Genomic DNA, 24656 nt, shown 5'->3' on the forward strand with positions numbered 1-24656 from the left:
GCCCCGCGTACGGTTTCGCGGCCGCCCGGCGACTCCCCCGGCCGGTCGGCGGGCCGTCTTCACACCATGGGCACCGTACGTACACCAGATCGACTGTCTATAGTGCTCATTCACCAGGAAACGCGGACCGGCTTCACCCCCCACCCGAGTCCCACCCCCATCACCTGCGCCCTGACCAGGCCACAAGTTGTGAGGACTCACTCAGGATGAGCCAAGACGCCACCATGCCCGGACACCGGAGCTCCCCGGAGAACCCCCGCCGCGGGCGCAAGCGTGTGCGGACGCGGGGCCAGCGCATACGCCGGGCCGTCCTGCTGTCCGTTCTGGTGCTCGTCATCGCCGCGGGCGGCACGGCCTACTGGCTCTACAGCCGGCTCGACGGGAACATCAAGGGCGTCGACATCAACAAGGCGCTCGGTGAGGACCGTCCCGAGAAGCTGCCGACCAGCGGGCAGAACCTGCTGGTCCTGGGCTCGGACTCGCGGGCCGGGGCCGAGAACAAGGAGCTGGGCGGCGGCGCGGGCGTCAGCGGGGCACGTTCCGACACGGCGATGGTCGTGCACATCCCGGAAGGGCGCAGCAAGGCGGTCGCCGTCTCGATACCCCGTGACACCCTGGTGACCCGGCCCGAGTGCACCAAGGCCGACGGCTCGACGGTGAAGTCCGCGAACCGTGTGATGTTCAACTCCGTGTACTCCCAGGTCGGCCCCGCCTGTGTGGTCAAGACCGTCGAGAAGCTGTCCGGTGTGCGCATCGACCACTACCTGGAGATCAACTTCTCCGGGTTCAAGGGTCTCGTCGACGCCATCGGAGGCGTGACCGTCGACGTCCCCGAGGACATCCACGACAAGTCCTCCGGTCTCGACCTCACCGCCGGGTCCCACAAGCTCGACGGCACCCAGTCCCTCGCCTACGTCCGCACCCGGCACGGCATCGGTGACGGCAGCGACCTCGGGCGCATCGGGCTCCAGCAGCAGTTCCTGTTCGCCCTGCTCAGCGAGGTCAAGAAGCAGGATCTGCTGGGGAGTCCGACCAGCGCCTACAAGATCGCTAACTCCGCGACCAAGTCGCTGACCACCGACGAGGGTCTCGCCTCGCTCAAGTCGCTGACCGACTTCGCCCGTTCGATGAACGGGGTCGACCCGGCATCGATGGAGACCATCATGCTCCCTGTCGCCTACGACAAAATCGACCCGAACCGGGTGATCTCCGCGGAGCCGCAGGCCGGCACGCTGTGGAAGGCGATCCGCGAGGACGCCACCATCCCGGAGTCCGCCAAGAAGTCGCCTGCCACCGGCGGCTGACGCCGCGGCAGACCGTACGGCCCCGCCGGCCCCGTGGCCCGGCGGGGCCGTCGTCGTCACACCCGGGTGCGGTTCACCCGGCTGTGCCCGCGTCCGTACGCGAAGTAGATGACCACGCCGATGACCATCCAGACGCCGAACCGCAGCCACGTCTCGGCCGGCAGGTTGAGCATCAGCCAGACCGACGCGGCGACCGACAGGATCGGGATCAGCGGGACCAGCGGCGTGCGGAAGGCGCGGTGCAGGTCGGGGCGGGTGCGGCGCAGGACGATGACGCCCAGCGCCACGACGACGAAGGCGAAGAGCGTGCCGATGTTCACCAGCGTCGCGAGTTCGTTGATGCTGGTGAAACCGGCGATGACCGCGATGAGCACGCCGAGCAGGATGGTCGGGCGGTACGGGGTGTGGAACCGCGGGTGCGTCTTGGAGAAGAAGCGCGGCAGCAGGCCGTCGCGGCTCATCGCGAAGAACACCCGGGTCTGGCCCAGCAGCAGGATCATGCAGACCACGGTGAGGCCGACCGCGGCGCCGAAGCTGATGACGCCCGCGTAGAAGGGGTGGCCGACGGCCTTGAAGGCGTCGGCGAGCGGGGCGCTCACGGAGAGCTCGGTGTAGTGCTGCATTCCGGTGACGACGATCGATACGGCGACGTACAGGGCCGTGCAGATGAAGAGCGAGGCCATGATGCCGCGCGGCATGTCGCGCTGCGGGACCCTCGTCTCCTCGGCGGCCGTGGCGACGACGTCGAAGCCGATGAAGGCGAAGAAGACGACGGAGGCGGCGGTGAAGATGCCCATGACGCCGAAGTTCGTGGGGGCGTAGCCGAAGATCAGCTGGACCAGCGGGGCGTCAAGGCCCGATCCGGAGGGCTGCGGCTGGGCCTCGGGGACGAAGGGCGAGTAGTTCGCCGTGTCGATGAAGAAGAGCCCCGCGATGATCACGATCAGGACGACGGTCACCTTGATGGCGACCACCACCGTCGTGACCCGCGCGGACAGCTTCATGCCGAGGACCAGGATGACGGTCAGCACCAGCACGAGGACGAAGGCGAGGATGTCGAAGCCGAATCCGTCCGCCACGTCCGGTCCGGAGAGCGCGTCGGGAAGGTGCCAGCCCGCGTTGTCCAGCAGCGAGCGGACGTAGCCGGACCAGCCGACCGCCACCACCGCCGTGCCCAGCGCGAACTCCAGGACCAGGTCCCAGCCGATGATCCAGGCGACCAGCTCACCGAGCGAGGCGTAGGAGAAGGTGTACGCCGAGCCGGCCACCGGGACGGTGGAGGCGAACTCCGCGTAGCAGAGCGCGGCCAGGCCGCAGACGACGCCCGCCACCACGAAGGCGATGGCGGTGGCCGGTCCGGCGGTCTCCTTGGCCACCTTGCCGGTGAGCACGAAGATGCCGGTGCCGATGATGACGCCCACTCCGAAGACCGTGAGGTCCAGGGCGGAGAGGGACTTCTTGAGGGCGTGCTCCGGCTCCTCGGTGTCGCGGATGGACTGTTCGACCGTCTTGGTCCGGAACAGCCCGTCTCCACTGGGGGGCAGGTCCTGCTGGGTGCTCACCGGCGTACCTCCACGCACTCGTCGTGCACGCCATGATTCGGACCCGGCCGCCTCCGCCACGCCTCACCGGGCGGGATTTCACACGAATGGGCCGGTCGGTCCACCCGTACAGGGTGGGCGACCGGCCCAGTCGGCCGTGCGGCGGTACGCGTCAGTCGCGGACCGGCTCCGCCACCGAGCTGTTCGCCGCGTCCGTGTCGTAGCGGCCGTCGAGCTTGGCGACCAGGCCGGTGACCTGACGGGCGATGTCCGGTGCGGTCAGCCCGATCTCGGCCATCACCTCCTTGCGGGAGGCGTGGTCCAGGAAGACCGGCGGGATGCCGAAGTCGCGCAGCGGTACGTCGACGTCGGCGTCGCGCAGGGCCTGGGCGACGGCGGAGCCGACACCGCCGGCCCGGCTGTTGTCCTCGACGGTGACGACGACCCGGTGCCTGGCCGCGAGCGGGGCCATGGCCTCGTCGACGGGCTTGACCCAGCGGGGGTCGACGACGGTGGTCGAGATGCCCTGGGCGTCGAGCAGGTCCGCGATCTCCAGGCACATCGGGGCGAGCGCCCCGATGGAGACGAGCAGGACGTCCGGCCGGGCGGCGGCCGGCTTGCGCAGCACGTCCATGCCGCCGGCCGTGCCGACGGCCTTGACCGACGGGCCGACCGCGCCCTTGGAGAAGCGGACGACCGTCGGCGCGTCGTCGACCTCGACGGCCTCGCGCAGTTGGGCGCGGACCTGGTCGGCGTCGCGCGGGGCGGCGATCCGCAGCGTCGGCACGCACTGCAGGATCGACATGTCCCACATGCCGTTGTGCGAGGCGCCGTCCGTACCGGTGACCCCGGCCCGGTCCAGGACGAACGTCACACCGCACTTGTGCAGGGCGACGTCCATCAGGACCTGGTCGAAGGCGCGGTTCAGGAAGGTGGCGTACACCGCGAAGACCGGGTGCAGACCGCCGGTGGCGAGGCCCGCCGCGGAGACCGCGCCGTGCTGCTCGGCGATGCCGACGTCGTAGATCCGGTCCGGGAAGGCCTTCTCGAACTTGGTCAGGCCGACCGGCTGGAGCATGGCCGCGGTGATCGCGACGATGTCCTCGCGCTCGTGGCCGAGCTTGACCATCTCCTCGCCGAAGACGGAGGTCCAGTCGAGGCCGGAGGTGGCGACGGGCAGGCCGGTGTCGGGGTGGATCTTGCCGACGGCGTGGAAGCGGTCCGCCTCGTCGAGCAGGGCCGGGGTGTAGCCGCGGCCCTTCTCCGTGAGGCAGTGCACGATGACGGGCCCGCCGAAGCGCTTGGCGCGCTGGAGCGCCGACTCCAGGGCCTCCAGGTCGTGGCCGTCGATCGGGCCGACGTACTTCAGGCCGAGGTCCTCGAACATGCCCTGCGGGGCGATGAAGTCCTTGAGGCCCTTCTTGGCGCCGTGCAGCGTCTCGTACAGCGGCTTGCCGACGACGGGGGTGCGCTCCAGGAGGTCCTTGCCGCGGGCCAGGAAGCGTTCGTAGCCGTCGGTGGTGCGCAGGGTCGCCAGGTGGTTGGCGAGGCCGCCGATGGTCGGGGCGTAGGAGCGCTCGTTGTCGTTGACGACGATGACGAGGGGGCGGTCCTTGGCGGCGGCGATGTTGTTCAGCGCCTCCCAGGCCATGCCGCCGGTGAGAGCTCCGTCACCGATGACCGCGACGACGTGGTCGGGGCGGCCCAGCACCTCGTTGGCCTTGGCCAGGCCGTCGGCCCAGCCGAGCACGGTGGAGGCGTGGGAGTTCTCGATGACGTCGTGCTCGGACTCGGCGCGCGAGGGGTAGCCGGAGAGGCCGCCCTTGCTCTTGAGCTTCGAGAAGTCCTGCCGGCCGGTGAGGAGCTTGTGCACATAGCTCTGGTGGCCGGTGTCGAAGAGGACCTTGTCCTTCGGCGAGTCGAAGACCCGGTGCAGGGCGATGGTCAGCTCGACCACGCCGAGGTTGGGTCCGAGGTGGCCGCCGGTCTTGGAGACGGCGTCGACGAGGAAGGCCCGGATCTCTTCGGCGAGCTGCTCCAGCTGCTCGGGGGTGAGCCGGTCCAGGTCACGCGGTCCGCCGATGCGGTTCAGCAGATCCCATCCGTCGCCCGCCACCGCCCGTGCATGACGCGCTTCGCGCGGCTGTGTCACCGTGCCTCCTTGCGATTGTGCTGGTCGAGCATGCCGATCCGATGAGTCTAATGTTCCGCCCGCCGCATCGGGCATCCACCCGGGGTGTGCTGTCCCACCCCGGGCCGGTACGTGACAGTGCCCGGCGCCCTGTGGAGGGGCGCCGGGCACTGTCCGGCGTTGCGTGTCACGGGGCCCCGCGGGGCCGGGTGAGCCTAGGCGCGGCCTGCGGTCTTCTGGGTCTTGCGCGAGACCGAGTCGATGATCACAGCGATGAGGAGTACTCCACCGGTGATCATGTACTGGATCGCGTTCGACGACAGGTTCATCTGGTTGAGGCCCTGGACGATCGACTGGATGACCAGGATGCCCAGCAGCGCGGACCAGACCTTGCCGCGTCCGCCGAACAGGGACGTACCGCCGATGACGGCCGCGGCGATGCACATCATCAGCTGGTTGCCGCCACCGAGCGAACGGTCGGCGCCGCCGGTCGCGGAGGCCAGGAAGAGACCGCCGACCGCACCGAGCGTGCCGGAGATCATGAACACCGAGATGCGGATCCAGGACACGTTGATGCCGGCCCGACGCGCTGCCTCGATGCCACCGCCGACTGCGAAGATCTGACGGCCGTAGGTGGTGCGACGCAGCACGAAGTCGGTGATGACCAGGATCGCGAGGAAGATCACCAGGGAGAGCGGGAGGCCCTGCTCCTGGTTGAACGCATACGCGGCCAGGAGGGACAGGACGGCGAGCAGCCCGGTGCGCAGGATGATCTCGCTCTGCGGGCGGTGCGGCAGCTCGGCGGCCTTGCGGCGGCGCGAGTCGCGCAGCTGCGCGAGGTAGAAGGCGACGATCACGAACACGGCGAGACCGTAGGCGGCGGCGACGTCTGCGAAGTAGTAGCTGGTCAGGTCGCGGACGAAGCTGCCGAGCGGGGTGGTGATGGTGGACTTCTCGCCCATCACCCAGGTCTGCATACCGGCCCAGCCCAGGAAGCCTGCCAGCGTCACGACGAACGCGGGCACGCCGATCTTGGCGAAGACGATGCCGTGGAAGGCGCCGATGACCGTGCCGGACAGGATGCCGACCACGATGGCGAGGGAGTCGGGTATGTCCGTGCCGACCACGGCCCACACCGCACCCGCGAGGCCCGCGACGGAACCGACCGCGAGGTCGATCTCGCCGAGCAGCAGGACGAAGACGATGCCCACGGCCATGATGCCGGGGCCCGCCGCGTACAACGTGATCTGGTCGAGGTTGTACGAGGTGAGGAAGTTTCCGGTCTCGGCCTGGAAGACGATCCCGATGATGATCAGGCCCACCACGACGGGCAGCGAGCCGATCTCGCCCGAACGCACCTTGCGCTTGAACTCGGTCCAGTAGCCCTTGAAGCCCTGCTCACGGATGAGCAGGCGGGGGTCAACGACCCTGACAGCGCCGGCCGCTGCCGCGGGAGCCTCGGTGGCCTCTGCCTGGGCCGGCACCTTGGCCGAAGTCTCGTTGGTCTTGCTCACTTGGATGCCTCCGCGCTGCGGGACTTGCGGCGGGTCACGGCGTTGTCGGTGGCGCCCGTGATCGCGGCGATGATTTCTTCGTGGCTGGTCGTCGCCACGGGGAAGATGCCGTTGTTGTGGCCGAGTCGCAGCACGGCGACCTTGTCTGCGACAGCCTTCACATCGGCCATGTTGTGGCTGATGAGGATGACGCCGAGGTTCTGCTCGCGCAGCCGCTCCACCAGGTCGAGGACCTGTGCGGTCTGCTCGACGCCGAGGGCCGCGGTGGGCTCGTCCAGGATCACGATCTTGGGGTTGCCGACCAGGGCACGGGCGATGGCCACGACCTGGCGCTGGCCGCCGGAGAGCGCGGCAACCGGGATACGGACGCTGGGGATACGGATGGAGAGCGTGGACAGGAGGTCCTGTGCCCGCTTCTCCATGGCGACCTCGTCGAGGACGCCGCCCTTCTTGATCTCGCGGCCGAGGAAGAGGTTGGCGACGACATCCAGGTTGTCGCAGAGCGCGAGGTCCTGGTAGACGGTGGCGACGCCGAGGTTCTGGGCGTCGTGCGGACGGTTGATGTCCACCTTCGTGCCCTCCCACTCGATGACGCCCTCATCGATGGGGTGCACGCCGGCGATCGTCTTGACCAGCGTGGACTTTCCTGCACCGTTGTCGCCGACCAGGGCGACCACTTCTCCGGCGTGGACTTCGAGATCGACACCGGAGAGGACCTGGACCGCTCCGAATCGCTTGAAGACTCCACGCAACGCCAGCACGGGCGTCTGTGACACGTGAACCATCTCCTTCGCCGCCTGACCGGCGGGGATGTGCCGCCTGACCGGCGGAGACGCCGCGCCACGAGGGGCAGCGTCGACGTACTGGAAGTACTGGGGGAAATGTCCGGCACCCGGCCGGCAGCGGGGTGTGGGCCGACCGGGGCCGGACAGTCGTGGGGCGGGCGGACTCGGCCATGCGGCGCGTTCACACCCGCGCGCGCCAGGGCCTGTCGGCCCTGGCGCGAGGAGGGACTACTTGATGCCCAGGGTGGTGCACTTGGCGGCGATGTCCTTGACGCAGATCGCGGAGGCCTGGTAGATGCCGTCCTTGACCACGGTGGACTCGATGTTGTCCTTGTTCACGACGGTCGGCTCGAGCAGCGTGGACGGAACGCCGTCCGTCTTGCCCTGGGCGCCGATGTCCTTGCCCTGGAGCAGGTTGACGGCGAACTGGGCGGCCGCCGGGGCGAGCTGCTTCGGCGACTTGTAGATCGTGAAGGTCTGCGTACCGGCGATGATCCGCTGGATACCGGGGAGCTCGGCGTCCTGGCCACCCACCGGGATGTCCTTGATACCGGCGTTGTCCAGGGACGTGATGATGCCGCCCGCCATGCCGTCGTTGGCGGAGTAGACGGCGTCGATCTTGCCCTTGCCGACCGAGGAGATCGCGGCGGTCATCTTCTCGCCGGCGATCTTCGGGTCCCACTCGCCGGACGCCTCGTAGGCAATCTTGATCTTGCCGTCGAGGGACGCGTGAGCGCCCTTCTTGAACAGGCCGGCGTTCGGGTCCTTCTCGTCACCGTTGATCATGACGAGGTTGGCGCCTGCCGCCTTCGAGCCGAGCGCGTCGAGGACGGCCTGGCCCTGGAGCTTGCCGATCTTCTCGTTGTCGTGGCTGACGTAGGCGTCGGCACCGACGATGGCGCGGTCGTACGCGACGACCTTGACGCCCTTCTTGTGTGCGTCGGCAACCCACGCGGCGGACTTCTCGGCGTCGACCGAGGAGATGGCGATGACCTTGATGCCGTCGGCTATCTGCTGCTCGAACTGCTGCTTCTGCTGGCCGACGTCACCGGCCGCGTTGTTGTAGACAACCTCGCAGTCCGCGCAGTCCTTCTTGACCGCTTCGATGAACAGCGGCTTGTCCAGCGTCTCGTAGCGAGCGGTCTTGTTCTCCGGGAGCAGCAGACCGATCTTGGTCTTGCTGCCCGAGTCCGCCGAGTCCTTCTTGTCGTCGCCGGCCTTGCCACAGGCTGCGAGGGAGACGGCCATGGAAACTGCGGCCGTGCCTATGACGATGCGTCGCGTCATTGCGTTCATTGCGGGTGTGCCTCCCTGACGAGGCCGCAGCGTTGCGGCCGAGGTGGCTGGAAGTCAACTCGGCCTCGACAGCGACGTCAAGGAGTAAATCCTTAACGAGATGACAACGGTGCCATTCGTTATCTAAGTGAAGGCAGGCGTAGCCGCGGGGAGCGTGCTCTCCAAAAGGGTCGAATCGCCCATCTCGCTCAGGACCAGCGCCAGCGCGCCCAGCACCTCGGCACGCCCCCCGAGGGCCCCGGGGAGCACCGAGAGCTGCCGTGCGGCGCTGGGGATGGCGTAGCGCGACACGGAGTCGCGGATGGGTCCGAGGACCAGTTCGCCGGCCTCCGCGAGCGAACCGCCGAGCACCACGCGGCTCGGGTTGAGCAGGTTGCACAGGTTGGCCACCCCGCTGCCGATGTGCCGCCCCACGTCACCGATCACCCGGCGGCAGCCCGGATCGCCCTCACGGGCCAGCTGGACCACCCGTTCCATGGTGAGATCGGGGCCGTGGCTGGGCTGGAGCAGGGGCAGGACGTACCGCGCGGCCGTGAAGGTCTCCAGGCACCCGCGGTTGCCGCAGCGGCAGACGGGGCCCGATTCGTCGAGGGTGATGTGGCCGATCTCGCCGGCCGTGCCGCCGGGTCCCCGGTAGATGTGCCCGTCGATCACCAGACCGGCGCCGACACCGCTCGCGACCTTGATGTACGCGAGGTCCCGGACCCCGCGGCCGCTCCCCCACACCAGCTCGCCCAGCGCCCCGAGGTTGGCGTCGTTGTCCACGTACACCGGCACGCCGAGGCGGGCGGTGAGCTCCTCGCTGGGGTTGATGCCCGTCCAGCCCGGCAGGATCGACGTGGAGCCCAGCGTGCCGGACTCGACGTCGATCGGGCCGGGAACACCGAGACCCACCCCGATGACCTTGCCCGGGCTGATCCCGGTGGTCTCGATCAGCCGGTTGACCAGCTGTTCCGCCCGTCCGAAGCCCTCGGCGGACGAGGCGTCCACGTCCAGCGGCTCGGACTCCTCGGCGAGCACCTGGTGGGCCAGGTTCCCGACCGCCACGCGCAGGTGCGTGTGTCCGAAGTCGACGCCGATGACGATGCCCGCGTCCCCGCTGAGCGAGACGCTGCGGGCGCGGCGGCCGCCGGCCGAGGTGGGGGTCACCTCTACGGTGCCGCCCTCTTTCAGTTCGCGAACGATATTGGAGACGGTGGCCGCGGAGAGGCCCGTGCTCCTGGCGATCTCCGCCTGGGTGAGCGAACCCGCCATACGTACGGCGCGCACGACCCGCTCAAGGTTGGCGCGATGCAGAGATGTCTGCGACCCCGGAGTCTCCATCGACTCTCTCACTCCTGCCATTTTCTCCAACATGTGAACTCTAAGCTGAGCGTTTTGGGGTACTCCCCGTCAAGACCTTGAGCATTCGAAGCCTCTGATGAGCACGGGACCCTCGCACGACGGGGTCCGCGAACTCCCCCGTACGCAGACGAACCGCCCGCCGGCTGGGAAGCCGGCGGGCGGTTCGGTGGATCTTGCGGTGTCCGGGGAGGGTTACTTCACCGCTCCCGCGGTCAGACCGGCCACGACCTGGCGCTGGAAGACGATGTAGGCCGCGAGGACCGGGAGCATCGCCATCACCAGACCGGCGAAGAGGCCGGACCAGTCGCCCTTGTAGCCCTGGCTGTTGGCCAGTTCGACCAGGCCCTGGGAGAGCACCCGGTGGTCGGGGTCGCTGTTCAGCACCGTGGGCAGCATGTACTGGTTCCACTGCCCGAGGAAGTTGAAGATGCCGACGCTGATCAGACCGGGCTTCGCCATGGGCAGCATCACCTGGAAGAACGTCCGGGTGTGCGAGGCCCCGTCGATCATCGCCGCTTCCGCCACGGACCCCGGCAGCGTCCGGAAGAACGCGGTGAGGAAGAAGACGGTGAACGGCAACGAGTAGGCGATATAGACCAGGATCAGCCCGTGCGTCGTGTTCAGCAGCCCCATGTTGTTCATGACGAAGAACAGCGGGACCAGCGCCAGGATGATCGGGAAGCTCATCCCGCCGATGAACAGGTAGTACACGAAGCGGTTGCCCGGGAAGTCGAAGCGGGCCAGTACGTAGGCCGCCATCGAGCCGAGCAACAGCGTGCCGATGAGCGAACCGCCCACCACCACGATCGTGTTCAAGAAGTATTCGCTCATGTGCGCCTGGCTCCAGGCGCGCGACCAGTTCTCGAAGTGAAGCTTGTCCGGCAGCGCCCACGGCGTCGACAGGATCGAGTCATCGGTCTTGAACGAGGTCATGACCGCCCAGAGGAGCGGCATGACCACCAGGATCGCCCAGATGATCAGCACACCGTGGGAGAAGACGTTGAGGATCTTGCCCTCGCTGCCCTTCTCCTTGCCGCCCTGGGCGGGCGCCTTGGACACGGGGGCCGGTTCCTTCACCGTGACCACGGGAGGGGTTTCAGTGGCCTTCACGTGTGCTCACCTCGTACTGTCGAGCCGGCCGCGCGGACCGGGCTGTCTTGCCTGCTGGGGATCCGGGCACCGCGTCCCGGGAAGCACAGCATCAGAACTCCAGCCGTTCGCGCCGGCCCAGACGCATCACGATGGCGGCGAACACCATGGTGACGACGAGCAGTCCCACACCGATCGTGGTCGCGTATCCGGCCTGACCGTCGCGGAACGCCGTCTGGTAGACGTACAGCGGCAGGACGGAGGTCGCGTAGTCGGGACCGCCGGGGCCCACGGTCATGACCTGTACGGCCGTGAACGCCTCGACCCCGAGCGCCAGGATGCCCATGTAGACCCACCCGGACTGCACGGTGTCCCAGAGCAGCGGCAGGGTGATCTTGAAGAACGTCGTGACGCGGCTGGCCCCGTCCAGGAGCGCCGCCTCGTAGAAGTCCTTCGGGATGGACGCCATTCCGGCGGAGAAGAGGACGACGAAGAAGCCGACCGTCGACCAGACCAGCACCACCATGACGCAGATGAGTGCCAGGTTCGGGTCGCCCAGCCAGTCCGGCTGGATGGAGTCGAGTCCGATCCCCTTGAGCGCCGAATTCAGCATTCCGCTGCGCGGGTTGTACGCGAACTGGAAGAGCAGGGCGACGATGACGATCGAGAGCACCTGCGGGAAGAAATACGCGATCTTGTAGAAGCCCGAACCCCGCACGCCGGAGACCGCGGCGTTCTTGCGCCGCCGGCCTCCGACATTGAGCATGAAGGCGAAGAAGAGCGCGAGGCCCAGCGTCACCAGCGGCAGCAGCAGCACGAGCAGCACGCTGTGCTGCAGCGACTTCCAGAAAATGTCGTCCTTGAACATCCTCGTGTAGTTGTCGAGGCCGACCATCTTGAAGTCCGGGCTCAGGCCGGTCCAGTCCGTGAACGAGTAATAGATGGACTGGATGAACGGCCAGATGACGAAGACCGCGTACAACGCCAGTGGGACTACCAGGAACCCCACAATGAACCGGTACTTGCCGTGCTGCATCGTTTACCGACCCCGATCTTTCCGCGGGAGCCGCCGCTGGTGACGGTTACTCACTGGTGCTTGTAGTGCTTGATGGACTGGTCCTTGGCCGCGGCGTCCGCGTAGCCCTGGATCTTCTTGATCGCCTCGGCCGGGGTCAGGCGTCCGGCCATCATCTCGCCGATGCCCGCCGTGCCGATCTGCTCCTTCTGGAGCTTCACGTACCAGTCCTGCAGACGGGGGTTCACCACGTTGTCGCCGGCCTTCTTCAGCGCGTCGACACCGGCCTGCATGGCCGTGGAGAGGGTCAGGCCGTCGGTGCCGCCGTTGAAGGCGCTGAGGGACTTGACCTGCTTGGTGAAGTTCTTGGAGGACTCCTCGGAGAGCATGATGCGCAGCTGCTCCATTCCGCCCTCCTTGTTCTTCGCCTTGGCCGGGACGACGAAGGGCTCGCCGCCGGACGCCCAGATGGTGCCGAACGGCATCTTGTCGGACGCGTCCAGACCGGAGGGGGCCGCGACCATCATCTTGAAGTCCTTGGGCGTGGTCGGCGCCGCCTCGTTCTCCACCCACGAACCGTTCGGGATGAAGAGCGCCTTGCCCTTGGTCCACTCGGTCTGCGACTGGATGTGGGTCAGGCCCGGGGTGCCCTTGAGGATGTACCCCTTCTGGAACAGCTCGTAGTACGCCTCGAACGCCGCCTTGACGGCGGGGTCCTTCCAGGCGTTCGGCTCCAGGTTGTCGATCTTGTCGAGAACCTCCCGGCCGCCGATCTTGGCGATGAACGGGTAGAGCGAGAACGGCAGGTAGTACGGGTACTTGCCCGGGTACGTCCAGCCGGCGATGCCCTTCTTCTTCGCCTTGGCGCAGAGGGCGAGCATGTCGTCCCAGTTCTCGGGGTACTGGGCGTCCAGGTTGTCCAGCGCGGTCTGCGAGTACCAGACGCCGTACACGGTGTACGCGTAGTACATGATCCAGACCGGGTCGCCGTCGAACTGGCCCATCTCCAGGACGCCCGGGCGCAGGGTGTCGCGCACCTTCTTGCTCGGGTCGTCGATGGACGGGGCGTCCATCAGCGGCGTCAGGTCGAGCAGCTGCTTCTTGCCGACGAGGACACCCATGTCCATCTGCTCGGCACCCGAGTTGTCGATCAGGTCCGGCGGGGTGCCGCCGTTGAAGCGCGGCTGCAGCTGCGACTGGATCTTCTGCGTCGCGGTGTGCTTGACCTTGGCCTTCGGGAACGCCGCGGTGTACTTCTTCTCCGCGTCGATCGCGTACTGCTGGCCGAAGCCGCCGTCGAAGATGACCACGTCGAGCGCGGCCGTCTCGTTGACGCCCAGCGGGTTCTTCGCGCTGGTCTTGCCCTTCTTGACCGAGTCGTCGCTGCCGCTGTCACTGCTCGCGCAGGCGGACAGGAAGCTCATCGTCGGGACGGTGATCAGACCGAGTGCGGCAGACCGCTTGATCACATCGCGACGGCCAAGGCCCTCATTCTTGTGGGCGGAGGTGGATCCCATGCTCAAGTCCTCGCCTTCTCCAGGACTCAGGCGGTGTGTACCGGTCGCCCGTCGATATTCGCCTCAGGCGAAGGGCCCCGCCACCGCGGTCAGTTGCGCTTGGGTGGTACAGATTTCAGGCTAGCCATTGCAGTGGGGGGCCCAGGGAGACCGGACCGTGGGCGCACCTGCGGCGTCCTCTTGTCCTGCCCCCGAGTCTCCCCTTGCCGCACAGTTGGAAAGAAGCTGTGCAGACGCCGACAGGTATAGTCCACTTGCCGCCAACTGAGCAAGATCGAATGCAGGTTTGGGCGGCAGTCTTTCCCGAGTTGAGACCTCGCGGATACCTCGGCACCGTGCGCCCTCCGTCGGATGTAACGATTTCCGCATTCCGGTCGATTCGAACGCCGGCCCTGATCCAACACCCTTGACACCAACCGCCACTTCGCTCCCTACTGGTTCTTGCGCCCCCCTCTGACAACGTTGTCCAAGCGCACTTCCTCGGGAGGAATGGCTCGGCATGCAGCCCCGACACGGATCTCGCAAGAGACAAAGCAGTACGGCCGCGCTGATCGCGGCCTCACTCGTCCTGCTCGTGACAGCCCCCACCGCGGCCGCCGCCCAGTCGGCCGGAGCCGGAGAGAAAAGCCAGAAGCCCGCCGGAGACCGGACGTTCAGCTCCTCGTTCGAAGCGGACGAGAAGCAGCCGGACTGGCGCAATACCGTCGAAGAAGGCCCTGACGGAAAGAAGCGGACATCGGGTATCGATGGCGGCTTCTCCGCAGGAATACCGGGCAATGTCACCGACAAGGTCACAGATGTCCGCGCCAGCGACGAGAACGCCGGCGGCGGTGAGGTGAAGGAAAACCTCGTCGACGGCGAATCCGGTACGAAGTGGCTTTCGTTCGAGCCCACCGCCTGGGCCGAGTTCGATCTCGTCGAGCCGGTCAAGGTCGTGACGTACGCGCTGACCTCGGCCGACGACCACGACGAGCGGGACCCCAAGGACTGGACCCTCCAGGGCTCCGAGGACGGCAAGAGCTGGACGGACCTGGACTCCCGGACCGGCCAGACGTTCAGCGAGCGCTTCCAGACCAAGTCGTACGACTTCACGTCGGACAAGGCCTACCAGCACTTCCGCCTGAACATCACGAAGAACAACGGCGCCGACGACGCGACCCAGCTCGCCGACGTCCAGTTCTCCGACGGGGACACCTCCGCCCCGGCCCCCGACGACATGCGCAGCCAGATCGACCGCGGCCCGTCCGGCTCCCCCACGGCCAAGGCCGGCGCGGGCTTCACCGGCAAGAAGGCGCTGCGGTACGCGGGCACGCACAAGGCCGACGGCCGGGCGTACTCGTACAACAAGATCTTCGACGTCAACACGGCCGTCACCAAGGACACCGAACTTTCCTACCTGGTCTACCCCCAGATGGGCGAGACGGACCTCTCCTACCCGGCCACGCACATCGCGGTGGACCTGGCGTTCACGGACGGCACGTACCTGAGCGACCTGCGCGCCACCGACTCCAACGGCGGGCTGCTGACCCCCGGGGGCCAGGCCGACGCCAAGCGGCTGTACGTCAACCAGTGGAACAAGGTCGACGCGTCGATCGGCTCCGTGGCGGCGGGCAGGACCGTGGACCGGATCCTGGTCGCCTACGACTCCCCCAAGGGCCCGTCGAAGTTCCAGGGCTGGATCGACGACGTCAAGATCGCCCCGAAGGCGCCCGAGAAGCGCAAGAAGCACCTCTCGGACTACGCCTCGACCGTCCGCGGCACCAACTCCAGCGGCGGCTTCTCCCGGGGCAACAACTTCCCCGCCACCGCCGTCCCCAACGGCTTCAACTTCTGGACCCCGGTCACCAACGCCGGATCGACCAGCTGGCTGTACGACTACGCGCGCGGCAACAACGACGACAACCTGCCCACTCTGCAGGCCTTCAGCGCCAGTCACGAGCCGAGCCCCTGGATGGGCGACCGGCAGACCTTCCAGCTGATGCCGTCGGCGGCCTCCGGCACCCCGGACGCCTCCCGCGAGGCCCGCGCGCTGCCGTTCAAGCACGAGAACGAGACGGCGAGGCCCCACTACTACGGGGTGACGTTCGAGAACGGCCTCAAGGCCGAGATGACGCCGGCCGACCACGCGGCGCGGATGCGGTTCACGTATCCGGGCAAGGACGCGAGCATGGTCTTCGACAACGTCTCCAACGACGGCGGGCTCACCCTCGACCCGGAGACCAGCTCCTTCACCGGGTTCTCCGACGTGAAGAGCGGCGGCTCGACGGGCGCCACCCGGCTCTTCGTCTACGGCGTCTTCGACGCTCCCGTCACCGGCAGCGGCAAGCTCTCCGGCGGCGGCGGTGACGACGTGACCGGCTACCTGCGCTTCGACGCGGGCAAGGACCGCACCGTCAACCTGCGCCTCGCCACCTCGCTGATCAGCATCGACCAGGCGAAGCAGAACCTGGCCGCCGAGATCCCCGCCTCGCGCTCCTTCGGCCGGGTCGAGGACAAGGCCCAGGACGCCTGGGACGACCTGCTGGGCAAGGTCGAGGTCGAGGGCGCGACCGCCGACCAGCTGACCACGCTGTACTCCAGCATGTACCGGCTGTACCTCTACCCGAACTCGGGCTTCGAGAAGGTCGGCGGCAAGGACAAGTACGCCTCCCCGTTCTCCCCGCAGGTCGGCTCGGACACCCCGACGCACACCGGCGCGAAGATCGTGGACGGCAAGGTGTACGTCAACAACGGCTTCTGGGACACCTACCGGACGACGTGGCCGGCGTACTCCTTCCTCACCCCGAAGAAGGCCGGCGAGATGGTCGACGGCTTCGTCCAGCAGTACAAGGACGGCGGCTGGATCTCCCGCTGGTCCTCGCCGGGTTACTCGGACCTGATGACCGGCACCTCCTCGGACGTCGCGTTCGCCGACGCGTACGTCAAGGGCGTGAAGTTCGACGCGGAGGCGGCGTACGACGCGGCCCTGAAGAACGCCACGGTCGTACCCCCGTCCTCGGGCGTCGGCCGCAAGGGCATGGAGACGTCTCCGTTCGTCGGGTACGCCGACACCTCGACCCACGAGGGCATGTCCTGGTCGATGGAGGGCTACGTCAACGACTACGGCATCGCGCAGATGGGCCAGGCGCTCTACAAGAAGACGCACAAGCAGCGCTACAAGGACGAGTCCGAGTACTTCATGAACCGGGCCCGGAGCTACGTCGAGCTGTTCGACGACAAGGCGGGCTTCTTCCAGGGCAAGGACCCCAAGGGCGACTGGCGCCTGCCCTCCGACCAGTACGACCCCCGCGTCTGGGGCTACGACTACACGGAGACCAACGGCTGGGGCTACGCCTTCACCGCCCCGCAGGACAGCAAGGGCCTGGCCAACCTGTACGGCGGCCGGGACGGTCTGGCGAAGAAGCTGGACACGTACTTCTCCACCCCCGAGACGGCGGGCCCGGAGTTCGTCGGCAGCTACGGCGGCGTCATCCACGAGATGACGGAGGCCCGGGACGTGCGGATGGGCCAGTACGGCCACAGCAATCAGGTCGCGCACCACGTCACGTACATGTACGACGCGGCGTCGCAGCCCTACAAGACGCAGGAGAAGGTCCGCGAGGTCCTGAGCCGCCTGTACACGGGCAGCGAGATCGGCCAGGGCTACCACGGCGACGAGGACAACGGCGAGCAGTCGGCCTGGTTCCTCTTCTCCTCGCTCGGGTTCTACCCGCTGGTCATGGGCAGTGGCGAGTACGCGATCGGCTCCCCGCTGTTCACGAAGACCACGGTGCACCTGGAGAACGGCCACGACCTGGTCGTCAGGGCGCCGAAGAACAGCGCCAAGAACATCTACGTCCAGGGCCTGAAGGTCAACGGCAAGAAGTGGACCTCCACCTCGCTGCCGCACGACCTGCTGGCCAAGGGCGGCGTGCTGGACTTCGACATGGGCTCCAAGCCGTCCGCCTGGGGAACCGGCAAGGACGCCGCCCCGGTCTCGATCACCAAGGACGACAAGGTTCCGTCGCCGAGGAAGGACGTACTGAAGGGCGAGGGCGCGCTGTTCGACAACACCTCCGCCACCACGGCCGAGGCCACCACGGTGGACCTGCCGGTCCCCTCGGCGACCGACGCGGTCCAGTACACGCTGACCTCGGGCGCGGCGGCCAAGGCCCCGACCGGCTGGGTGCTGCAGGGATCGTCGGACGGCACGTCCTGGAAGGACCTCGACAAGCGGTCCGGCCAGTCGTTCGCCTGGGACAAGCAGACGAGGGCCTTCACGGTGGACACGCGCGGCTCGTACGCGCACTACCGGCTGGTGCTCAGCGGTGCGTCGACGCTCGCGGAGGTGGAGCTGATCTCCTGACCGGCTGAGCCGTACGTCCGGTCCCGTCGGGGGCGGACCGCCCGCACACGCGGGCGGTTCCGCCCCCGACGGCGTGTTGCCCAGGCTGTTGATCCCGAAATTGGTCTACACCAAGTTTTCCCCAATTCGGGGCGCGCCCTTGACCCGGCACATTGGTCCAGTCCAATCTCGCGGGTGTAGCACCACATGGCATGAACACTTAAAGCGCTTCCGAGATCCGGCCCGCCGCTCGGAGACGTCGCGGCGCCGTCCCGGCGTCCGCGACGTCACGCGGGGAGATATCGGGCGCACCGGCTCCCCGCACCCACGGAGGTAGAACCATGCCCGCAAGCACGGTCGGCTCAGGGGCCCCGAAGGTCCGCGGTCCGGCAGCACGAGCAAGACGCAACGGCGCCTTGGCCGTTGCCGCCGTACTCGTCGCCTCGGGGGCGGCTCTCGCGGCCGTCCCTGGGCACGCCTCCGCCGCGGACTCGGAGCTGCTCACCAACGCCGGATTCGAGTCCGGATCCCTGAGCGGGTGGACCTGTACGACCGGCTCGACGGTCTCCGCCGCCGCACACAGCGGCACGGGCGCGCTGGCGGGCACCACCACCGCTTCCGACACCGGACAGTGCAGCCAGACCGTGGCCGTGCAGCCGAACACGTCCTACACCCTGGCCGGCTGGGTCCAGGGCTCGTACGTCTACCTCGGCGCCACCGGCACCGGCGTCAACGCGAGCGCCTGGGAGCCCTCCGCCCCGTCGTGGAAGCAGTTGTCCACGACGTTCAAGACCGGCGCGAACACGACGTCGGTGACCGTCTTCACCCACGGCTGGTACGGGCAGGGCACGTACCGTGCGGACGACCTGAGCCTGACCGGCCCCACCGGCGGCCCCACGACACCCCCCACCACGCCACCCACGACACCTCCGACCACACCGCCCACCACACCGCCGCCGACCACACCCCCGAACGGGCCCGTGGGTGACGGCAAGGTCAGCACCCCCACCGGGTTCGCCTCGACCGAGGTCACCGGCAACGCGGCCGTACTGAAGTGGAACCCGTCCACGGTCTCCTCGCAGAACGGCAGCGTGGCGTCGTACAAGGTGTGGGCGCAGAACCAGCTCGTGGCCACTTCCATGGGGACCACAGTCGCCGTGAGTTCGCTGCTGCCTCAGCACACCTACACGTTCACCGTGCAGGGATACAGCGGCGGTCACGCCTCGGCCCAGTCCGCGGCGGTCACCGTCACCACCGGGGCGGCGCCCGCGACAAAGCCGTACTCCTCCGCCTACTTCGACCAGTGGGGGATCTACGAGAACGCGTACTACCCGAAGCAGATAGGAACCAGCGGCGCCGCCGCCGGACTCGACGTGGTCACCTACGCGTTCGAGAACGTCCACCCCACGACCCACAAGTGCTTCGAGGCGATCAAGGCCTCCGACGCCGGCAACGAGGACAACCCGAACGCGGGTGACGGCGCCGGTGACGCCTATGCCGACTACCAGGCCGACGTCTCCGCCACGGACAGCGTGGACGGCACCGCGGATGTCTACGAGCAGCCGCTGAAGGGCAACTTCAACCAGTTGCGCGCGCTCAAGGCGAAGTACCCGAACCTGCGGCTGACCGTGTCGCTGGGCGGCTGGACCTACTCCAAGTACTTCTCCGACGCCGCGGCCACCCCCGCGTCCCGCGCGGCGTACGTCTCCTCCTGCATCGACATGTTCATGAAGGGCAACCTTCCGAAGAACATCTCGGGTGACCCGTCCGGCGGCGCCGCGTCGGCCGCGGGAATCTTCGACGGCATCGACATCGACTGGGAGTACCCGGGATCGGCCGGAGGCCACACCGGAAACCACTACTCCCCCGCGGACAAGGCCAACTTCACCCTGCTGCTCAAGGAGTTCCGCACCCAGCTCGACGCGTACGGCGCCACCCTCGGCAAGCGGTTCCTGCTCACCGCCGCCCTTCCCAGCGGCCAGGACAAGATCGCGTTCCTGGAGACCGACAGGATCGGCGACTACCTGGACTACGCCGACGTGATGACCTACGACATGCACGGCGCCTGGGACGCCACCGGGCCCACCAACCACCAGGACCCGCTGCACGACAGCCCCGGCGACCCGGCCACCCCGGTGGAGCCCGGCACCGCGAAGTACAACCTCGACACGGCCGTCACCGCATACACCGACGGGCTCCCGGAGTACGGCATCGTCGGCGGCTTCCCCGCGTCCAAGCTGGTGCTCGGCGTCCCCTTCTACTGGCGCGGCTGGACGGGCGTGCCGGCCGGCCCGAACTACGGCCTCTACCAGAGCGCCACCGGCCCCACCGCCGCGAAACCGCTGAGCCAGGAATCCGGACTCGCCGCCTGGAAGGAGCTCCACCCCACGGAGGCCCAGACGCACTGGGACCCGGTCACCGAGAGCTCCTGGATCTACGACGGAACCAACTTCTGGACCGGTGACACACCCCAGGCCATCAAGGCACGCGCCGCCTACGCCAAGAGCAAGGGGCTCGCCGGGATGTTCGCCTTCTCCCTGGAGAACGACGACGCTTCGGGCACGCTGCTCAACGCGATGACCGACAGCCTCGGCTGAGGTCCGCCCGTCCCGAGGCCGTGGGCCGCCCGGCGATCCCGGGCGGCCCACGGGCCGCTGCCGCTTTCTGTCCGTCACCCGTGGGGGTGGGTCCGGGCCGTTCGAGGGCAGGGCAGGCCGGGCCGTCGCTACATTCTGCTCATGCCTCAGCCGAAGGATCTGGACCCGTACACCAATCCCCGCGCCTTCTACGGCGCCGAGCTGCGGCGGCTGCGCGAGGCGGCCGGTATGTCGCAGAGCGAGTTGGGGTCGCGGGCGTTCTGTTCCGGTACGTACATCGGGCTGTTCGAAGCAGGGGAACGACGGCCCCAGCTGGAACTGTCGCGCACGCTGGACGAGTTGCTGGGGAGCGGTGAGCATCTTCAGCGGCTGTGTCTTCTGGCACGGACGTCGAAGGTGGCGGGGTACTTCGCGGACGCGGCTGAGCTCCAGTTCCAGGCCTCTTCCATCGGAAGCTATGCCTCGATGCTTGTACTCGGCCTGTTGCAGACCGAGTCGTATGCGCGGGCGCTCACCCGCGCGTCCCACCCGTTCGCCCCTCAGGACGTCATCGAGGGTCATGTGCGGACACGCATGGAACGCACAAGCCTTCTCGACTCACCCACCGCGCCCGTGCTTTGGTTGGTCATTCACGAAGCAGCTCTGCTTCTGCCGGTAGGGGGGAACACCGTGATGGCCGAGCAGCTCGCCCACCTCGCTGAGCAAACGGCCTCCCGCCCGCGCATCGTCACGCAGGTGCTCCCGTTCTCCGCCGGAGCGCACCCCTTCCTGCACGCGTCAATGACGCTGATGCAGTTCACCGAGGCGCCCGCAGTCGTGTATACGGAGGGCGCCTACAGCGGCCAACTCGTCGAAGAACCGCTGCTGGTGGAGCAGTACAGCACCGCATACGATCTGGCCAGGGCTGCCGCGCTGTCGCCGGAGGCGTCCCTTGACCGGATCGCCTCGGCGGCGAAGGAGTTCGCGACGTCATGAGCACCACACCCGACCTGAGCACCGCCGTCTGGCGCACGTCGTCGTACAGCAATGGCGACGGCGGCGAGTGCGTCGAGATCGCCGACAACCTCCCCGGCATCGTCCCCGTACGCGACAGCAAGACGGGCCCCGGGGGGCCGGCGATCACCTTCGCGACGAGCCACTGGGCGCCCTTTGTCGCGGCCCTCGGCAATGGCTCGCTCTGACGGGAACTCCCCCGAGCCCGTCGCGCGTCATGAAGTTCGTGACGGATATGGACGACATGATGCTCGACGAACTCAGCGAGATCTGGGACGACATACGCGAGAACTACGACGCATCCAACAACAGCGCCTACGACCGGACGGTGCTCGACTGCGCCGCCGATCTCGCCGCCGAGCCCGGTGGCGATTCGGCCTATGCGTGGGCGATCGGGCTGGTCATGATGGCCCCCTACCTCACCTGGCTGCCGAGTGCAGGCGTCGCACAGCAGGCTGTGACGGCGCTGGAGGCGGCTGACAGGGCTCTGCGGGACCGCAGTTGCCCGCACAGCTCGCATCCCTACGAAAGCCACGAAGACGCGGCGGACGAGGACCTCGCCGGGCTGCTGCCGGCACTCGCCGACGAGACGGCGGACTGGAACGAGGAGCGTCCTCGGGACGAGTGGCGTTGCCCGCGCAACGCGGCCGGATTCGCGCGGATCGCTCTGGACATCGTCCACCCCGGATCGGCCACGGGCATACCGCCCCGTCTGCCGTTGGAGGCGAAGGACAGCATCAGTACGCTGTCGGCGCTGCTGCACGGGTACCCGAAGCCGTGGACCGACATCAACGACGAGATCAGCGGCCAGGCGTCGGAGCTGTCCTCTGCGGCCCCGGCGGACCGTGCCGGGCGTCTGATGGTGGTCAGGGCCGTGACCTGGTACGCGGTCTCCGGCATGGTGCGTGCGAAGTCCGTACTCGACCACCTGGTACGGGCGGTGGAGGAGGCGCTGCCCCACTTCACCGACCCACACTGCGCCCACGACGGGCACCCGGCCCTGCCGGGCAGCGCGCCGAACGCCGCGGAGCTCGGCATCATGCTGAGCAGTGCCGGCGGACGGGAGATCTACGAACGCGGCCGCATCGCGTCGGGCCGGAACGCCCCGATCGACGCGGTGGTGTGTCCGGTCCGCATGGCGGAGGTCGCGGACGAAACACTGGCTGTGCTGCGCAAGCGGCGCGACGAGCTCTTCGGAGAGCGGGACACCTCGCACGCCGACGCCGAGTACCTGCGTGCGGACGGCCGGCTGGACATCGGGAAGCTCGTGGAGCGGACGGACCACAAGAGCTGGAACGAGGAGTACGCCGACGATCTGGGTCTGTGGGCGGCCCGTCGTCACGGGGAGTCCGCCGACGACCGGGATCGCACCGTACTGCTGCTCGTGGCCCACCAGGCGATGAAGATCTCCTACCCGAGTCCTCCGCTCTCCGTCGTCCGGGGCGTCCTGGCCACCATGCGCGCCGTCGCCGCGGCGCCGCTGCCTGCCGAGTGCCCGCACGGCGACGAACATCCGGTGGTGCGGCGCGCGGAGTTCCGCGCCGGCATGGCGCACTTCTGGGCCCCGGAGGAGTTCCCGCCGGGCGAGGACTCCCGCAGCGCGGAGTCCTGGACCTGCCCGCGGTTCGCGGCGGCGGTAGCCGAGGAGACCATCCGCGACCTGGCGGGCCTGTACGAGGAGGACGAGCTCGCCGACGCGAGCTGACGTCCGGCGAGCCCCCTCAGGGCTGCGGGGTGTCCGGGACGGCGGTCGGGAACAGGCTCTCCGGCAGGGTCACGTTCCACGCCGTGATGACCGGCTGGCCGTGCTCCCGGCCGAGCCGGGACACGGCCCCGGTCGCAAGCTGGAAGAGCGTTCCCTCCGCCGGGGTGAGACCGAGGTATCGGGCGGTCAGGACGCGCAGGAAGTGGGAGTGCGCGACGAGCACGATGTCCTCGTCACCGGCACGTCCGGCGGCTTCCCGGACCTCGGCCAGCACCCGGTCGGCCCGTTCGCCGACCTCCGCCGGGGTCTCGCCCGGGTGCGCGTCGGGGCCGGCCGTGACGCCGTCGGTCCAGAGGTTCCAGTCGGGGCGGGTGAGGTGGATGTCGTGGGTGGTGATGCCCTCGTAGCCGCCGTAGTCCCACTCGCGCAGCTCGGGGGTGATGCGGGGCGCGACGAGACCCGCGAGCTCGGCGGTGCGCCGGGCCCGTACCGACGGGCTGACCAGGGTGAGCGCGATGTGCCGGTCGGCGAGCAGCGGTGCGAGGGCCCGGGCCTGTCGTTCGCCGAGGGGCGTCAGGGGCAGGTCGGTGTGGCTCGTGTGCTGTCCGTTGCGGGACCATTCGGTCTCGCCGTGCCGGATCAGGATCAACTCGCCCATGTCAAGGCCATCCGCTCTCAGTGCTGTTACCACTCACGTGCTGTCGATGGTGCGAACCCGCTGGTCCACGATCGCATTCCTTGCCGTGACGAGGCGGGCGGGCGCGCCCGGGAGTGCCCGGATGCGGCTACGCGCGCTGCCGCTGTTCGGCGAGGATCTCCGCGATGACGTGCCGCGCGGTGTCCGCCATGAACGCGTTGGTCTCCCGGTAGTACTGGAGCTCCATCAGGGCGATCGACAGCGCCCAGCCGATGCCCCGTGCCCAAGCGGCGTCGTCCGCCTCCGCCGCGGCCCGGAAGGTGTCGCGGGCCCCGGCGGGCAGCACGTACCGGGCTGCGATCAGGTCGACGGCGGCGCCGCCCAGGCCGACCAGGTCCGCGCCGAGCCGGTACATCGCGTTGGCGGTACCGGCGGCACCGACGCGCTCGACGGGGAGGCCGGACCAGTGCGGGAAATCAGACCGCCGTGCGCTCGCTGAGGTCCAGCAGGGCGACCAGCGAGGCACGGCTGCGCTCCAGGTCGGTGATCCGCTCGTTCACGCCGGCCAGCTGCCCGCGCAAGTAGTCCCAGGTGCAGGCGGCGAGCGCAGGTGCGTCGTCCGGCCCCGTGCCCTCCACGCAGGGCAGCACCTCGCGGATCACCGCCGTCGGCAGGCCGGCCGCCAGCAGGTGGCGGATCCGGCGTACGGTCTCCGGCGCGTCCGGACCGTATCTGCGGTGCCCCCCGGATGGACGCTCGGAGGCGAGCAGTCCCTGCTCCTCGTAGTAGCGCAGCAGCCGCGGGCTGACCCCGGTCTCCCGGGCGAGATCCCCGATCTTCATGTGACCCCCCTCACACCTACTT

16 protein-coding genes and 3 pseudogenes are annotated in these 24656 nt (G+C 68.3%); 7 read left to right on the plus strand and 12 right to left on the minus strand.

What is annotated here, in order from left to right; all coding sequences use genetic code 11:
• Window positions 1-206 precede the first annotated feature (206 nt).
• Entirely contained in the window at window positions 207-1304 is a 1098-nt protein-coding gene (locus OG521_09005) for an LCP family protein (GenBank protein ID WUW20922.1), read from the plus strand.
• A gap of 56 nt (window positions 1305-1360) precedes the next feature.
• Here OG521_09005 and OG521_09010 read toward each other — a convergent pair whose 3' ends face one another.
• The 9 genes from OG521_09010 to ngcE form a co-directional block, all read right to left on the minus strand.
• Window positions 1361-2866, minus strand: coding sequence for an amino acid permease (locus OG521_09010; GenBank protein WUW20923.1), 1506 nt, complete (start codon window positions 2864-2866; stop codon window positions 1361-1363).
• Between the two features lie 151 nt (window positions 2867-3017).
• Window positions 3018-4997, minus strand: a complete 1980-nt coding sequence (dxs, locus tag OG521_09015; protein ID WUW20924.1) for a 1-deoxy-D-xylulose-5-phosphate synthase — start codon at window positions 4995-4997, stop codon at window positions 3018-3020.
• Window positions 4998-5191: 194 nt separating this feature from the next.
• On the minus strand, window positions 5192-6490 hold the full coding sequence (locus tag OG521_09020; protein ID WUW20925.1) for a sugar ABC transporter permease: 1299 nt from the start codon (window positions 6488-6490) through the stop codon (window positions 5192-5194).
• Window positions 6487-7275: an ATP-binding cassette domain-containing protein gene (locus OG521_09025; protein WUW20926.1), complete on the minus strand. Its 789-nt coding sequence runs from the start codon at window positions 7273-7275 to the stop codon at window positions 6487-6489. Before OG521_09025 ends, OG521_09020 begins: the two co-directional genes overlap by 4 nt.
• A 228-nt stretch (window positions 7276-7503) precedes the next feature.
• Window positions 7504-8571: a substrate-binding domain-containing protein gene (locus OG521_09030; protein WUW20927.1), complete on the minus strand. Its 1068-nt coding sequence runs from the start codon at window positions 8569-8571 to the stop codon at window positions 7504-7506.
• 123 nt (window positions 8572-8694) lie between these two features.
• Window positions 8695-9894, minus strand: coding sequence for an ROK family transcriptional regulator (locus OG521_09035; protein WUW26618.1), 1200 nt, complete (start codon window positions 9892-9894; stop codon window positions 8695-8697).
• 213 nt (window positions 9895-10107) lie between these two features.
• On the minus strand, window positions 10108-11025 hold the full coding sequence (locus OG521_09040; protein ID WUW20928.1) for a carbohydrate ABC transporter permease: 918 nt from the start codon (window positions 11023-11025) through the stop codon (window positions 10108-10110).
• A 91-nt stretch (window positions 11026-11116) separates the two neighbouring features.
• The gene (locus OG521_09045; protein WUW20929.1) at window positions 11117-12040 is read right to left on the minus strand and encodes a sugar ABC transporter permease; all 924 of its coding nucleotides are present in this window, start codon (window positions 12038-12040) and stop codon (window positions 11117-11119) included.
• Window positions 12041-12090: 50 nt separating this feature from the next.
• Window positions 12091-13536 carry an N-acetylglucosamine/diacetylchitobiose ABC transporter substrate-binding protein gene (gene ngcE / locus OG521_09050; protein WUW20930.1) on the minus strand — a complete coding sequence of 482 codons (1446 nt, stop codon included), beginning with the start codon at window positions 13534-13536 and terminating at the stop codon, window positions 12091-12093.
• Between the two features lie 499 nt (window positions 13537-14035).
• Here ngcE and OG521_09055 point away from each other — a divergent pair, with 499 nt between their 5' ends.
• From OG521_09055 to OG521_09080, 6 genes and pseudogenes are all read left to right on the plus strand, one after another.
• Window positions 14036-17881, plus strand: a complete 3846-nt coding sequence (locus tag OG521_09055) for a GH92 family glycosyl hydrolase (protein WUW20931.1) — start codon at window positions 14036-14038, stop codon at window positions 17879-17881.
• 320 nt (window positions 17882-18201) lie between these two features.
• A pseudogene (locus tag OG521_09060) lies at window positions 18202-19068 on the plus strand (carbohydrate binding domain-containing protein).
• A gap of 81 nt (window positions 19069-19149) precedes the next feature.
• Window positions 19150-20454, plus strand: a pseudogene (locus tag OG521_09065) (glycoside hydrolase family 18 protein).
• A 144-nt stretch (window positions 20455-20598) separates the two neighbouring features.
• Window positions 20599-21432 (plus strand): helix-turn-helix transcriptional regulator, encoded by an 834-nt coding sequence (locus OG521_09070; protein ID WUW20932.1) that lies wholly within the window; start codon window positions 20599-20601, stop codon window positions 21430-21432.
• Window positions 21429-21638, plus strand: a complete 210-nt coding sequence (locus OG521_09075) for a DUF397 domain-containing protein (protein ID WUW20933.1) — start codon at window positions 21429-21431, stop codon at window positions 21636-21638. Before OG521_09070 ends, OG521_09075 begins: the two co-directional genes overlap by 4 nt.
• 29 nt (window positions 21639-21667) lie before the next feature.
• Window positions 21668-23155: a hypothetical protein gene (locus OG521_09080; GenBank protein WUW20934.1), complete on the plus strand. Its 1488-nt coding sequence runs from the start codon at window positions 21668-21670 to the stop codon at window positions 23153-23155.
• A 16-nt stretch (window positions 23156-23171) separates the two neighbouring features.
• On the opposite strand, the gene OG521_09085 is transcribed toward OG521_09080, so the two are convergent.
• The 3 genes and pseudogenes from OG521_09085 to OG521_09095 all read right to left on the minus strand — a co-directional run bounded on the left by OG521_09085 (window position 23172) and on the right by OG521_09095 (window position 24634).
• Window positions 23172-23813 carry a histidine phosphatase family protein gene (locus OG521_09085; GenBank protein ID WUW20935.1) on the minus strand — a complete coding sequence of 214 codons (642 nt, stop codon included), beginning with the start codon at window positions 23811-23813 and terminating at the stop codon, window positions 23172-23174.
• Window positions 23814-23940: 127 nt separating this feature from the next.
• A pseudogene (locus OG521_09090) lies at window positions 23941-24180 on the minus strand (phosphotransferase).
• Between the two features lie 88 nt (window positions 24181-24268).
• Window positions 24269-24634: a MerR family transcriptional regulator gene (locus OG521_09095; GenBank protein WUW20936.1), complete on the minus strand. Its 366-nt coding sequence runs from the start codon at window positions 24632-24634 to the stop codon at window positions 24269-24271.
• Between the last annotated feature and the right edge of the window lie 22 nt (window positions 24635-24656).

It is taken from the genome of Streptomyces sp. NBC_01463, assembly GCA_036227345.1.
Lineage (GTDB): Bacteria > Actinomycetota > Actinomycetes > Streptomycetales > Streptomycetaceae > Streptomyces.

Excerpts from the sequence above, each read along its gene's own strand:
- OG521_09070 (WUW20932.1), top strand. The coding sequence starts at position 20,599 with ATGCCTCAGCCGAAGGATCTGGACCCGTACACCAATCCCCGCGCCTTC.
- OG521_09080 (WUW20934.1), top strand. The coding sequence starts at position 21,668 with ATGAAGTTCGTGACGGATATGGACGACATGATGCTCGACGAACTCAGC.
- OG521_09030 (WUW20927.1), bottom strand. The coding sequence starts at position 8,571 with ATGAACGCAATGACGCGACGCATCGTCATAGGCACGGCCGCAGTTTCC.
- OG521_09025 (WUW20926.1), bottom strand. The coding sequence starts at position 7,275 with ATGGTTCACGTGTCACAGACGCCCGTGCTGGCGTTGCGTGGAGTCTTC.
- ngcE (WUW20930.1), bottom strand. The coding sequence starts at position 13,536 with ATGGGATCCACCTCCGCCCACAAGAATGAGGGCCTTGGCCGTCGCGAT.
- OG521_09005 (WUW20922.1), top strand. The coding sequence starts at position 207 with ATGAGCCAAGACGCCACCATGCCCGGACACCGGAGCTCCCCGGAGAAC.
- OG521_09055 (WUW20931.1), top strand. The coding sequence starts at position 14,036 with ATGCAGCCCCGACACGGATCTCGCAAGAGACAAAGCAGTACGGCCGCG.
- OG521_09075 (WUW20933.1), top strand. The coding sequence starts at position 21,429 with ATGAGCACCACACCCGACCTGAGCACCGCCGTCTGGCGCACGTCGTCG.
- OG521_09035 (WUW26618.1), bottom strand. The coding sequence starts at position 9,894 with ATGGAGACTCCGGGGTCGCAGACATCTCTGCATCGCGCCAACCTTGAG.
- OG521_09085 (WUW20935.1), bottom strand. The coding sequence starts at position 23,813 with ATGGGCGAGTTGATCCTGATCCGGCACGGCGAGACCGAATGGTCCCGC.
- OG521_09045 (WUW20929.1), bottom strand. The coding sequence starts at position 12,040 with ATGCAGCACGGCAAGTACCGGTTCATTGTGGGGTTCCTGGTAGTCCCA.
- OG521_09095 (WUW20936.1), bottom strand. The coding sequence starts at position 24,634 with ATGAAGATCGGGGATCTCGCCCGGGAGACCGGGGTCAGCCCGCGGCTG.